Origin of the sequence: Flavobacterium sp. HJJ (assembly GCF_015351475.1) — a bacterium.
Taxonomy (GTDB): Bacteria; Bacteroidota; Bacteroidia; order Flavobacteriales; family Flavobacteriaceae; genus Flavobacterium; species Flavobacterium marginilacus.
Genome location: NZ_JADKPR010000007.1, coordinates 149,916 through 163,802, shown reverse-complemented (window position 1 = coordinate 163,802; position 13,887 = coordinate 149,916). Strand labels below are relative to the sequence as shown.

The following is a 13,887-nucleotide window of genomic DNA, read 5'->3' as shown; positions in this document are numbered from 1 at the left end:
AGCTAAATTTCATTTTAGATTCATTCCAAATAATTTTTTTAGGATAAAAATAAAAATCCTATTTTTACAATCGTGAAACTTACAAGCATCATATTATCACTCATTTTTCTATTGCTTTCATGCATGCCCTGCGCAGATATGGGAGCAGATGGTTCTGCACATTCGAAATCCGGATTAGTTACAGCTGATAATCATTCCCACACTGCAGGAAATGATTTATGTTCTCCGTTTTGCGTTTGCAGCTGCTGCGGTTCACAAATGACCGATTATCCAAAATTTACAGTTATTGATTTCCCTATTGCTTTCAAAAGCATTAAAAAACAATTGCCTGCTTACAAATCCATTTTTGCTTCCAATTTCTACGGAAGTATCTGGCAGCCGCCACAATTAGTATAATGAGGCCCGTCCCGATAGATATTGGGATTCGGGTTAGAAAGCTGTGCTTTGGCACGAATAAAGGCAGCTAATATACTGTCTATTTCTAATTCATTATACATTTTAAATGTTAGACAAGATTATACAATTTAGCATAAAGAACAAGTTCGTTATACTGCTCTTTACCCTCGTGCTTTTGGCATGGGGCAGTTATTCTATCAAGCAGTTACCGCTTGATGCTTTACCTGATATTACCAATAATCAGGTGCAGATTATTACCACGGCACCTACACTTGCCAGTCAGGAAGTGGAACAGTTAATTACCTATCCGTTGGAACAGGCCGTAAAAACCATTCCGAAAGTAATAGAACTGCGGAGTATTTCGCGCTTTGGGCTTTCGGTTGTAACAGTTGTTTTCAAAGAAGATGCGGATATTTATTGGGCGCGGGAACAGATTTTTCAAAGAATAAAAGCGGCGGAGGAAAATATTCCAAAGTATGCTGGTTCACCGGAATTAGCACCAATATCTACAGGACTTGGCGAGATATTTCAATATGATGTTTATGCCAAAAAGGGTTATGAAGATAAGTACGATGCCGTAAAACTGCGGACTATTCAGGACTGGATTATCATTCCGCAGTTACAGGGCGTTGAAGGTGTCGCCGATGTAGGAAGCTGGGGCGGAAAACTAAAACAATACGAAATAGCCGTTGACCCTAACATGCTCAACAGTCTGGGAGTAACTATTACAGAGATTTTTGATGCTTTAGAAAAAAACAATCAAAATACGGGCGGGGCTTATATCGAAAAAGATGAGTACGCCTATTTCATTCGCGGAGTCGGGATGGCATCAGGAATCACCGATCTGCAGAATGTGGTAATCAAAAACAGAAACGGCGCGCCGGTGTTGGTTCGTGATGTGGCCACTGTGCGCGAAGGAATTGCACTGCGTTACGGAGCATCGACAAAAGATGGTAAAGGCGAAATTGTCTGCGGATTGGTATTAATGCTGAAAGGCGAAAACTCTAGTGCTGTTGTTAAAAGAGTTAAAGAAAGAATGGAGCAGATCAACAAATCCTTACCCGAAGGAGTTGTTGCCGAGCCATTCATTGACAGAGGAAAACTAGTCAATAACGCCATCGGAACGGTGACCAAAAATTTAGTTGAAGGAGCTTTAATCGTAATCTTTGTTCTGATATTATTTCTCGGAAATCTTCGGGCCGGATTGATCGTTGCTTCAGTAATTCCGCTGTCGATGCTTTTCGCCGTGATACTGATGAATTACTTTGGCGTAAGCGGGAATCTAATGAGTTTAGGAGCGATTGATTTCGGAATCATAGTCGATGGTGCCGTAATCATTGTAGAAGCTACAATGCATCATTTGGCAAAAATCAAGAGAAAGAACGAACTGACTCAGGAAGAAATGGACAGCGAAGTCTATTTATCAGCTTCCAAAATCAGGAACAGTGCGGCCTTTGGAGAAATCATCATTCTGATTGTATATCTGCCAATTTTGGCACTGGTAGGAACAGAAGGGAAAATGTTTCAGCCAATGGCTCTGACCGTTGGATTTGCCATTATTGGAGCTTTCGTTTTGTCATTGACCTATGTGCCAATGATGACTTCTTTGTTTTTATCCAAAAAAACAGAACACAAAACCAATTTCAGTGACCGAATGATGAAGTGGTTTGAAAGTAAATATACCCCGATTCTGAATAAAGCGTTGGGAATGAAAAAAACGGTTCTATTTGTTTCAATAGGTTTGTTCGCTGTCGCCTTATTTACTTTCCAGAATATTGGAGGCGAATTTATACCGACGATTGAAGAAGGTGATCTGGCTTTTGAAACCAGAATAATGACCGGAAGTTCGTTAACGTCAATGATAAAAACGACGACCGAATGTGAAAAAATATTAAAGGCAAAATTCCCGGAAATAAAAACTATTGTGACAAAAATAGGAAGTGGTGAAATCCCAACCGATCCTATGCCTATTGAAAATGGGGATATTATTATTGTTCTAAAAGACAAAAGCGAATGGAGCAATTATGAAAACTGGGAAGAAATTGGAGAAGCAATGAAAAAGGAGATTCAGGATAATTTACCTTTTGTCAATATTGAAGTTTCCCAGCCTATCCAGATGCGTTTCAATGAACTGATGACGGGAAGCCGAAGCGATATTGCGATTAAAATCTTCGGAGACGATCTGGAAGTTTTAGACACCAAAGCCAAAGAATTAATTTCAAAAATAAAAAAAATTGAAGGTATCGGTGATTTAAAAGCGGATAAAGTAACTGGTTTACCGCAAATAACTGTCAAATACAATTATCATAAAATCGCTTTGTACGGATTGAACATCAGTGACATCAATCAGATTATCCGCTCGTCATTTGCAGGAGAAAGTGCCGGCAGAATATATGAAGAAAGCAAACGTTTTGACATTGTAGTCCGGCTGAATCAGGACAATCGTACGGATATTTCGGATGTCAGTAACTTGTTTATTCCATTGCCAAACGGACAGCAGATTCCGCTTTCACAGGTGGCGACAATCAGTTACGAGCAGGGTCCGGTTCAGGTAGCCCGTGAAGACGGAAAACGACGAATCACCGTCGGCTTAAACGTTCGCGGACGCGATATCAAAAGCGTAGTTGAAGAAATACAGGAGAAACTAGAAACCAACTTTAAGCTTCCTGCCGGTTATTATGTGACGTATGGCGGGCAGTTTGAAAATCTTATCGAGGCCAACAAAAGGCTTTCGGTAGCACTTCCTATCGCATTAGGATTAATTATGGTTTTGCTGTATTTCACTTTTAACAGTATCAAGCAGTCCTTATTGATTTTTACGGCCATTCCGCTTTCTGCAATTGGTGGTGTCTTTGCGCTTTGGTTACGCGGAATGCCGTTTAGTATTTCGGCAGGAATTGGTTTTATTGCGTTGTTTGGTATTGCAGTTTTAAACGGAATCGTACTGATTTCCTATTTCAATCAGCTTAAATCGGAAGGTATTACCGATCCGCTGCAGCGCGTTTTAATCGGAACCAAAACGCGATTGCGTCCCGTTTTAATGACGGCAGCCGTGGCTTCTTTAGGATTTATGCCAATGGCGTTATCCAACAGCGGCGGTGCCGAAGTACAAAAGCCTCTGGCAACCGTGGTTATCGGCGGACTGATTTCAGCAGCATTGCTTACGCTGATTGTATTACCGATACTTTATCTTTTATTTGAACGTGGAATTAAAAGAAAAAACAAAATGAAAACTCCAATAATTACAGTAATTATTTTACTGATAAGCGCTTTTTCTTTTGCCCAAAATACCCAGACGGTAACTTTGGAGCAGGCAGTTTCATTGGCAAAAAACAATAATGCCACTTTGAAAATAGCTGATAAGGAAATCGAAAAGCAGAACGCTTTGAAGAAAACCGCTTTTCAGCCGGATCCTCTGCAGATTCAGTATCAGGGAGGGCAGTTCAACAGTGCTGCTTACGATCATAATGTATCGGTACAGCAGTATTTCCCTATTGGAAAAATAACGAAAGCCAACAGACAGCTGCAGGAAGAACTCGCAAAATTGGCCGAAAAAAATAAAGCGATATCCGAATATGAAATTGAAAAAGCGGTGACTCTGGCCTATTATCAATATTTATACGGCATTGAACTGCAAAAACTGAACAACGAACTGAATACGATTTATACCAAATTTCTTAAGAATGCAGAACTGCGTTTCAAAACCGGAGAAAGCGGTAATATCGAAGTCATCAGTGCCAAAGCCAAAGTGAAGGAAATTGAAACCATCAAAGCGCAGATAGAATATGATTTGGTTATTTACCAAAAGCAATTGCAGTATTTTGTGCAGAGTGATAATGTTGTTATTCCCGACTCAGTTTCTTCATTACAGTACAAAAAGGCAATAAAAACTGAAGCTTCTGCAGCAGAAAATCTAGTAGACGATTATTATTCGCAGCAGATTCTGGTCAGCCAAAAAGAAACAGATGTTTTTAAGGCACAGAAAATGCCTAAACTTGGATTGGGTTATTTTGCTCAAACTATTGATACCAAATCATTGTTTCAGGGATTTACGGCGGGTTTGCAGATTCCGCTTTTTGGAGGTGTAAATTCGGCCAGAGCCAAAGCATCTGAAATCAGTGTTTTGCAGTCACAAATGGAACTCGATCGAAATAAAGCAGCGCTAAAACTGAAAAAAGAAGAACTGCAGAATGAGTTTGACAAACAGCAAAAGACACTGCAGTATTATCAAAAAGAAGGTTTGGAATACGCAGACCAGATTATCAATACAGCGCAAAAAAGCTATGCTAATGGCGATATGAGTTATTGGTCGTACATCAGTTTTCTGAATCAGGCGATTGACATCAAAAAGCAAAATGCCGAAGCGGTTAATTTGTACAATCAAAGTGCTATCGAACTGCAATTCCCATCCATTCCTAACAATTAATATATTCATTATGAAAAATATAATAATCAATAAAATATTTCTGCTCTCCATTTCTTTTTTCCTGCTGGTTTCCTGCGGTCAAAAGAAAACAGAAGATGAACATGAAGAAGAACAATCCGAAACGGAAGTTGCATTAACCAAAAAACAAGTCGAAACCATCGGGATTGAAACAGGCAGTCTTGAAATGAAAAATCTCAATACCGTCATCAAAGCCAATGGTTATACGGCCGTTCCGCCACAAAACCGAGCAGATGTTTCGACACTGATTGGCGGTGTTGTAAAAGATATTTTTGTTTTGGAAGGAACCTATGTCACCAAAGGTAAAACACTGGCAACCCTTCAAAATCTGGAAGTTTCCGGAATGCAGGAAGAATATCAGTCGGCAGCAGCAAATATTGAATACTTGGAGCAGGAATTCATACGTCAAAAAACACTGAGCGAAGAAAATGTCAATCCGCGAAAAACGTTTCAGGAAGTAAAATCAAAACTTGCTTCTGAAAAAGCCAAAGCACAGGCGGCCAAAAATAAACTGCAGGCACTGAATGTAAATCCGAAAGGCAGTACGTCTTTGGTTCCAATTGTCGCTCCAATCAGCGGTTATGTGGGTAAAATCAGCATCACCAAAGGCGCATTTGCAGACACTGGGATCACGCTTTTTGAAGTGGTCGACAACAGCCAGATGCACCTTGATCTGAATGTATTTGAAAAGGATTTGGGCAAAATCTCCATCGGTCAGGAAGTCGATTTTATATTGACGAATCAATCGAATAAATCCATCAAAGGAAAAATATTTGGCATCAATAAATCATTTTCCAATGAAAGTAAGACAGTTGATGTACACGCTAAAATCAATCCGGGTAATACTAAAGATTTGATTCCTGGAATGTATGTGGCAGCGAACATCAATATTTCGAACCAGACTGTTCCTGCACTGCCTAAAGATGCAGTTGTAAAAAACGGAGATAAGTATTTCATCTACATTCAGGAAGACCAGCACGAAGAAGTTTCTAAAAAGGAAGGTAATCGCAAAGAAGAAGCTCATAATGAAATTCATTTCAAAGCAGTTGAAGTTGCTGTAGGAACAACCGATTTGGGCTATACCGAAGTAAAACTGATTGAAGAAATTTCATCTGATGCTAAAATCGTAGTTAAAGGTGCTTATTATTTATTGGCACAATCAAAAGGCAGCGGCGAACACGCAGATTAAAAACTGGAAAAGATAATGGAAGGCATAAAATATTCGTGTCTTACATGTATTTTCACATACAGCTCTCATGATTTTATTTACAACCTGAGTTCGATTATTAATACGCTGATTTTATTGATGTTTATAATCCTGCAAGGTTTTTTTAACCTTGTAGGTATTGCTATTAATAAGTTATACCTATATGGTCATGAAAAAGACCTTGCAGGATGAATCGAAAAGAACATAAGTTATTGATTGTCTGTTTTATAGCGATAAAATATTAATCGAACTCAGGTTTACATAAAGTCTGTAAAAAATCATTGTCATTAAAGTAGTTTGAATTTCTTAACTTTGCAGAATGAAAGACAATAAAACACGAATAGTTTCCGAGTTTAACGATCAGTTAAAACTGAAAGGTTTTAAAGCATTTCAGATTGAAGATGACAGCGAAGCCACACGAAACTACAGCAGAAAAGACTTCTTTAAAATATGCCTGACAACCGGTAAAAGCAAAATTCATTATTCAGATAAAACTTTTGAACAGGACGGGACTATTTTATTCTTTGGAAATCCTCATATTCCCTATTCGTGGGAAACGCTGACTACCGAATATATTGGTTATACCTGTCTGTTTTCAGAGGATTTTTTAAAACAGATTGACCGCTCGGAAAGTCTGCACCAATCCGCATTTTTTAAAATTGACGGAACGCCGGTATTAAAAATTTCCGAAGAACAGCGTTTGTTTCTCAATACTATTTTTCAAAAAATGATCGATGAACAAAAAAGCAGCTATGTTTTTAAGGATGAACTCATTCGCAGCTACATCAGCTTGATCATACACGAAGCTTTAAAGTTACAGCCTTCGGAAAATTACAATCAAAATAAAAATGCATCTTCCAGAATAACAGCTGTTTTCCTCGAATTGTTAGAGAGACAATTTCCTGTCGAAACCAGCGAAAATCCGTTGCAGCTAAAAACCGCACAGGACTATGCACAAAATCTTAATGTGCATGTCAATTATCTGAATCGTGTGGTCAAAGAAGTTACCGGAAAGTCCACTACGACCCATATCACCGAAAGAATTGTGGCAGAAGCAAAAGCTCTGTTACAGCATACCGATTGGAATATCGCAGAGATAGCCTACGCACTCGGCTTTGAATATCCTACTTACTTCAATAATTTCTTCAAAAAAATAACGGGTACAAATCCAAAATCAATTCGCGAAGCGATGGTTTGATTATCTTAATTTTTGGTTTGATAATCTTTAGCCCGGCCATAATTTCCCGACATACCTTTGCCTTAGATTATAAAACCAAAAATCGAGAAAAAATGAAAACAGATAATAACGAATCCATTTTTCCAAAAGGAGAAAAATTACCCGGCGATTGGTTCTCCGGAAATGCCTTTTTATCGCCATTGATAAGTCAGGACAAAAATAACAATTTTTCTGCCGGAGCAGTAACTTTTGAACCTAACGCAAGAACAGTCTGGCATACGCACCCAAAAGGTCAGGTATTGCTCGTCATTGAAGGCACTGGATTGTATCAGGAAAAAGGAAAATCGGCGCAATTTATAAAAAAAGGCGATGTCATAAACATTCCCGAAAACACCGAACATTGGCACGGAGCAACAGCAGCGACTAAAATGGTTCACATCGCCATCACCAATTTTAAAGATGAAAAGCAAGTAACCTGGCTTCAGCCCGTATCAGATGATGATTTTGCAGAAGCAAACACAGCGGCATCTGAAAAATAATTAAAAACAGTCCAATTTGTTAGTTTAAGTACAGTCGGGAACTCTTAGTATATCCCGACTACGTCAATAATGGCATCTTTTGACATCCCAATATCCGCAGACTTGTGTCATTACCCCTGTGTGGGAATAACAATGTTGGGTGTACTTGCTGAGTGAAATATTGGTGCTGGCTATGATTGGACTATTTTGAATTCACTTTTGGCATAAAAATCATTAAATTTTACTATCAATGAAAAAGACATTTCTAATGGCAATGATGTTCTTGATAATCGGACAATCTTTTGCACAAAATAAAAAAACGAAAACAAATTCAAAAAAAATGAGCACAACAGAACATTATACTTTTCAGTTAAGCGAAAAAGTAACAAGAACAGCAGTAACGTTTAAAACTCGTTACGGTATTACACTTTCAGGCGATTTATATCTGCCTAAAAACGCAGAAAACATACAGTTGCCGGCATTGGCAATAAGCGGTCCTTTTGGCGCGGTAAAAGAGCAGTCATCAGGTTTATATGCAAATCAAATGGCGGAAAGAGGTTTTGCAGTTGTAACATTTGATCCTTCCTATACGGGCGAAAGCGGAGGTGAGCCACGTAATATCGCATCACCAGATATCAACACCGAAGATTTTAGCGCTGCTGTCGATTTTCTGGGACTCCAAAAAAATGTAGACAGAAATAAAATTGGCATCATCGGAATTTGCGGTTTTGGCGGTTTTGCGTTAAATGCTGCAATTGTTGACAAGCGTGTCAAAGCAGTTGCCACTACCAGTATGTACGATATGTCGAGAGTGCTTGCCAAAGGCTATTACGATAAAATGACCGCAGAAGAACGCACAAAAGCATTTGAAAAAATGAGTTTTCAGCGCTGGACCGATGCCGAAAATGGTACGCCGGCTTTTCCTGCAGTACATCTGCCAGCAAAATTAAACGGTGATGAACCACAATTTATAAAAGAGTATTTCGACTATTACAAAACATCAAGAGGCTACCACGAACGTTCATTAAACTCCAACAAAGGCTGGACAATTACCAATGCTCTGTCTTTTATGAATATGCCGCTGCTGACATACATCAAAGAAATTTCTCCGCGTCCGATGCTTTTAATTGCGGGTGAAAATGCACACTCCCGTTATTTCAGTGAAGATGTCTATAAAATGGCATCCGAACCCAAGGAACTAATGATAATTCCTAATGCAGTTCACGTAGATTTGTATGATAAAGCGGATATTATTCCATTTGATAAATTAGACACTTTCTTTAAAACAAATCTGAAGTGATAAAAACTTTTTTAATGGTCACATATACAACTAATGCTGTATATCAACATTGAAATTTTAATTCAAAAACTAAAGCCTGCAAATTGAATGATCTGCAGGCTTTTGTCTTGGTTAAACTTAAATAGTACTGTCTAATATAAGCAAGAAGAGGCTGCCTAAAAAGACAGCCTCCGCTTCGGTATTGAATTCTAAAATTAAAAGTTCAAGTTTACTGTTAATTCAAATTCATCATAGATAGCTTTGTCTCCAATGCTTTCGAAGAATGATTTAGAATTGTATTTAATGTCATATTTAGTACGGTCTACATTGAAAGCAGTAGTTGCAGTGTTTCCTTTTACAGTGATGTCAAAAGTAACTGGTTTAGTGATTCCTTTTATTGTTAAATCAGCATTTACAGTGTAAACATCTTTTCCTTTTGGAGCGATAGTTTTGAAAACTAAAGTTGAAGTTGGGAATTTATCAGTTCCAAAAAAGTCATCAGCTTTTAAGTGACCGTTTAATTTTCCTTGGTATTCACCTGTAAGATCTGTAGCTGTCAATGAAGTCATATCAACAGTAAAAGAACCTCCTGATAATACATTTTTCTTGAATACTAGAGCACCGCTTTTGAATCCTACAGTTCCTGAGTGCTGACCTGTTACTTTTTTTCCAACCCAGTTGATGTTACTTTTTGCTGCATCAATTTTTTTAGTTTGTGCAGTTACTGCTACAGTAGATAATGCTACTACGAATGCTAAGGCGATAGTTTTTAAATTTTTCATGTTTTAATTGTTTAAAATGATTGAATTCGAATTAGTAATTATTGTTATTATAAAGTGATAAATAATTCTTCTTGTGATTTTCTAACTTTTTTGTAGAATTGAGTACCGTCTTCCTCATGACGGTAGCCAATAGTTGCGATAAGCGAAGCATTTAAATTTAGTTTGTCTAAGCCTAATATTTCGTTTACCTGTGCAGGTACAAAACCTTCCATTGGAGTTACGTCAATTTTTAGCTCGGCAGCAGCGTTTAGTAAGTTGCCTAATGCTAAATACGTTTGTTTTGATGTCCAGATGTTTTTAAGTGATGGTTCCAAAGTAGAAATTTTAGATTTCATAAATTCCCCATATCCAGCCAATGCTTCAAGAGGAGTCTCTCTTTCAACACTGATGGCATTCAAAAACTCATCAATTGCTTCATCACCAATGTTTGTGTCATTTGCAAAAATGAATAAATGTGAAGCATCTACTATTTGTGTCTGTCCCCAAGCTGCTGGCTGGAGCTGCGCTCTTAATTCTGGATTTTCTACGATGATTACTTTATAAGGCTGTAATCCGTATGAAGAAGAACTCAATCGAATTGCTTCTTTTAATGTGTTTAAATCCTCTGCTGATACTTTTTTTGTTGCATCAAATTTCTTTGTTGCGTATCTCCAATTCTGATTATTCAAAAAATTGCTCATATTTATTTATTTTATTTAGTTCGGTATTTTTCTAGTAAGCTGTTCAGCTGTTCTAATTCTTCTGTGTTTAAATTTTTAGCAAAAAACTCTTCGTGTTCCTGTACTTTTGGATCTAATTCGGCCAATAAATCAAGACCTTTTTGAGTAATCAGAACTTCAATTTTTCTTCGGTTATCTGGGCATACGTTGCGGGTAACCAAATCTTTCAATAATAATTTATCTACTAATCTCGTTGTATTGCTTGTTTTGGCGAGCATTCGTTCCTGTATAATGCACATATTGGCAGGGCATCCTTTTTGTCCTCTTAATATTCGTAATACATTGAATTGTTCTCCTGATATGTCATAAGGTTTTATGATATCATTAAAGCGTTCTGTAATTACGTTTACAGTATACATGATATTCAAAACAATTTGTTTTGCTTTACTGTATTCAACCGTGCTTTTTAATTCATCTTCAATCTTCATGGCTTCATATCTTATTTGTTGGTACAAATGTAACATTATTTATATTTGTATATACAAATGTTTGAGTTAATTTTTTGTTAAGAAAATACAATGAAATCTTTTTGGAATAATTAAAATGCAGTAATAATAAGGGGAGAAGCTAGTGAAAACAAGGGTTGTGGTGTCTTTTCAAAAAAATAAAAATACATTTTTTTAGAGAAAAGATGTTTCTGTTATCTGGTTTCCTGAGCCATTATTTTTAATTTATTTTCAAGTCTGTCAAAGTTCTCTTCGTTTTTATCGACCACAAAAGGCTTTAATTTATTGCATTCTTCTGCAGAATTAAAAAGCATTTTAAAAACAATTTTTGTTTTTTCGCTAGATACTTCTTCAAACGCGGCCAATATTTGAAACAGTGGTTTGGAATGACGTTTCCATGCTATTAATGAAGGTACTTCAATTTTAATAAATTCACATTCATTAGGGTAGTTTCCCTTGTCAGGGCCATGCATGATGAAACTCCATTTTCCGCCTACCCGGAAATCAAATTCATGAAAAGTATTTGTAAAGCCGGCTGGTCCCCACCATTTTTTTAAATGTTCAGGTTCTGTCCAGGCACGAAAAACAAGTTCTCTCGATGCATTTACAATTCTGGAACTGACTATTTCACTGTCTGGAGTTGTTGTTAGGATTTCTGTTGTCATTTGCCGCTGTTTATAGTTATTACGTCAGTTAAATTAGATTGTATAAATCGGTCATTAAGCTGACACAATTTTTTTTGATGATACTAAGTTATAAAATAAGTGATGATTTTGCTAAAGCCAGTTTGTTTTTTGAATTAGTATTGGTTTTATTGAACTGACGGGGTAAATAAATCTCAAAATGTCAGTTTGTCATACTGTTTTATGCCAAATTTATTATAAACTGACAATTTACTTTGTTTTTTATAATGGCACAGTGATTGCTTTTGAGTCTTCGAGTTATGAAACTAAGTATATAATAAAAATTAAATATATTAAAAATGGGTAAAATAATCGGAATTGATTTAGGTACTACAAACTCTTGTGTTTCTGTAATGGAAGGTAATGAAGCAGTTGTTATCCCTAACGCGGAAGGAAAAAGAACTACACCATCTATCATCGCTTTTGTTGAAGGTGGAGAAATTAAAGTGGGAGATCCTGCTAAAAGACAAGCAGTAACTAATCCAACTAAGACTATTGCTTCTGTTAAACGTTTTATGGGACATACTTTTGCTGAAATCACTGAAGAAGCAAAAAGAGTACCTTATTCTGTAGTGAAAGGTGACAACAATACACCACGTGTTGATATTGACGGCCGTTTATACACTGCACAGGAATTGTCAGCAATGACTCTTCAAAAAATGAAAAAAACTGCTGAAGACTATTTAGGTCAAACTGTAACTGAAGCGGTTATTACTGTTCCTGCTTACTTTAACGATGCACAGCGTCAGGCTACAAAAGAAGCTGGTGAAATCGCTGGTCTTAAAGTTATGCGTATCATCAATGAGCCAACTGCAGCTGCACTTGCTTATGGATTGGACAAAAAAGGAACTGATCAAAAAATTGCTGTTTACGATTTGGGTGGAGGTACTTTTGATATCTCTGTTCTTGAATTAGGAGACGGTGTATTCGAAGTATTGTCAACTGACGGTGATACTCACTTAGGAGGTGATGATTTTGACCACGAAATCATTGACTGGTTAGCTGACGAATTTAAAGCTGAAGAAGGTATCGATTTGCGTCTGGACCCAATGTCATTACAGCGTATTAAAGAAGCTGCTGAGAAAGCAAAAATTGAATTGTCTTCTGGTGCTGAAACTGAAATCAACTTACCATACGTAACAGCTACTGCTTCTGGACCAAAACACTTAGTAAAAAAATTATCAAGAGCTAAATTTGAGCAATTGACAGATTCATTAGTAAAACGTTCTATGGCACCAGTTGCTAAAGCGTTGAAAAATGCTGGTTTATCTGTTTCTGATATCGACGAAGTTATCTTGGTTGGTGGTTCTACACGTATCCCAAAAATCGTTGAAGAAGTTGAAAAATTCTTCGGTAAAAAAGCATCTAAAGGTGTTAACCCTGATGAAGTTGTTGCAATTGGAGCAGCTATTCAAGGTGGAGTTCTTTCTGGAGATGTAAAAGATGTATTGTTGCTTGACGTTACTCCATTATCTTTAGGTATCGAAACTATGGGTGGTGTAATGACTGTTCTTATCGAAGCTAACACTACTATCCCAACTAAAAAATCTCAGGTATTCTCTACTGCTTCTGATTCTCAGCCATCTGTTGAGCTTCACGTATTACAGGGAGCTAGAGCGATGGCTGCTGATAACAAAACTATCGGTCGTTTCCACTTAGACGGTATTCCGCCAGCACCAAGAGGAGTTCCTCAAATCGAAGTTGCTTTTGATATTGATGCTAATGGTATCATCAAAGTAACTGCTACTGACAAAGGAACTGGTAAATCTCACGATATCCGTATCGAGGCTTCTTCTGGATTAACTGCTGAAGAAATCGAAAGAATGAAACAAGATGCTGAAGCTAACGCTGAGTCTGATAAATTAGCTAAAGAAAGAGCTGAAAAATTGAATGAAGCTGATAGTACTATTTTCCAAACTGAAAGTCAATTGAAAGAATTGGGAGATAAAATTTCAGACCAAAACAAAACAGCTATCGAGTACGCTTTAACAGAATTGAGAATGGCTCACCAATCTCAAGATCTTGAGGCTATCCAAAAAGGATTAGACAATGTGAACGCAGCTTGGAAAACAGCTACTGAAGCAATGTATGCTCAAGGAGAACAAGGTCAGGCTGCTGAGCCACAAGCACAGTCGCAAGGTGACAATGTTGAAGACGTTGAATTCGAAGAAGTAAAATAATCTTTTTTAGATAAAAGAGAATAGACTTTTAGATTATAGATAAAAACCGAGCTAAA

Annotated in this window: 11 protein-coding genes; 7 read left to right on the top strand and 4 right to left on the bottom strand. The window is 37.3% G+C overall.

All coding sequences use genetic code 11. The features are described 5' to 3' along the window. The first annotated feature begins 72 nt into the window (after positions 1-72). The 6 genes from IRZ80_RS08010 to IRZ80_RS07985 all read left to right on the top strand — a co-directional run bounded on the left by IRZ80_RS08010 (position 73) and on the right by IRZ80_RS07985 (position 9,042). Complete coding sequence (locus tag IRZ80_RS08010) at positions 73-396, top strand: DUF6660 family protein (RefSeq protein WP_317174745.1); 324 nt, start codon at positions 73-75, stop codon at positions 394-396. Between the two features lie 106 nt (positions 397-502). Then, positions 503-4,822 (top strand): CusA/CzcA family heavy metal efflux RND transporter, encoded by a 4,320-nt coding sequence (locus IRZ80_RS08005; protein ID WP_194641033.1) that lies wholly within the window; start codon positions 503-505, stop codon positions 4,820-4,822. Between the two features lie 10 nt (positions 4,823-4,832). After that, positions 4,833-6,029 (top strand): efflux RND transporter periplasmic adaptor subunit, encoded by a 1,197-nt coding sequence (locus IRZ80_RS08000; RefSeq protein ID WP_194641032.1) that lies wholly within the window; start codon positions 4,833-4,835, stop codon positions 6,027-6,029. Positions 6,030-6,366: 337 nt separating this feature from the next. Continuing rightward, positions 6,367-7,245 carry a helix-turn-helix domain-containing protein gene (locus tag IRZ80_RS07995; protein ID WP_194641031.1) on the top strand — a complete coding sequence of 293 codons (879 nt, stop codon included), beginning with the start codon at positions 6,367-6,369 and terminating at the stop codon, positions 7,243-7,245. A 92-nt stretch (positions 7,246-7,337) separates the two neighbouring features. Next, a complete protein-coding gene (locus tag IRZ80_RS07990) occupies positions 7,338-7,763 on the top strand; it encodes a cupin domain-containing protein (protein WP_194641030.1) in 426 nt (141 codons plus the stop codon). Positions 7,764-7,992: 229 nt separating this feature from the next. Further along, a complete protein-coding gene (locus tag IRZ80_RS07985; RefSeq protein ID WP_194641029.1) occupies positions 7,993-9,042 on the top strand; it encodes an alpha/beta hydrolase in 1,050 nt (349 codons plus the stop codon). 194 nt (positions 9,043-9,236) lie between these two features. Here the strand turns inward: IRZ80_RS07985 and IRZ80_RS07980 are convergent, their stop codons facing one another. The 4 genes from IRZ80_RS07980 to IRZ80_RS07965 all read right to left on the bottom strand — a co-directional run bounded on the left by IRZ80_RS07980 (position 9,237) and on the right by IRZ80_RS07965 (position 11,633). Beyond that, positions 9,237-9,803, bottom strand: a complete 567-nt coding sequence (locus tag IRZ80_RS07980; RefSeq protein WP_194641028.1) for a YceI family protein — start codon at positions 9,801-9,803, stop codon at positions 9,237-9,239. Between the two features lie 47 nt (positions 9,804-9,850). Then, a complete protein-coding gene (locus IRZ80_RS07975; protein ID WP_194641027.1) occupies positions 9,851-10,483 on the bottom strand; it encodes an NAD(P)H-dependent oxidoreductase in 633 nt (210 codons plus the stop codon). Between the two features lie 11 nt (positions 10,484-10,494). Beyond that, positions 10,495-10,950: a MarR family winged helix-turn-helix transcriptional regulator gene (locus IRZ80_RS07970; RefSeq protein WP_194641026.1), complete on the bottom strand. Its 456-nt coding sequence runs from the start codon at positions 10,948-10,950 to the stop codon at positions 10,495-10,497. A 212-nt stretch (positions 10,951-11,162) separates the two neighbouring features. After that, complete coding sequence (locus IRZ80_RS07965) at positions 11,163-11,633, bottom strand: SRPBCC family protein (RefSeq protein WP_194641025.1); 471 nt, start codon at positions 11,631-11,633, stop codon at positions 11,163-11,165. A gap of 317 nt (positions 11,634-11,950) precedes the next feature. Here IRZ80_RS07965 and dnaK point away from each other — a divergent pair, with 317 nt between their 5' ends. Then, positions 11,951-13,831 (top strand): molecular chaperone DnaK, encoded by a 1,881-nt coding sequence (gene dnaK / locus IRZ80_RS07960; RefSeq protein WP_194641024.1) that lies wholly within the window; start codon positions 11,951-11,953, stop codon positions 13,829-13,831. Positions 13,832-13,887: the final 56 nt, after the last annotated feature.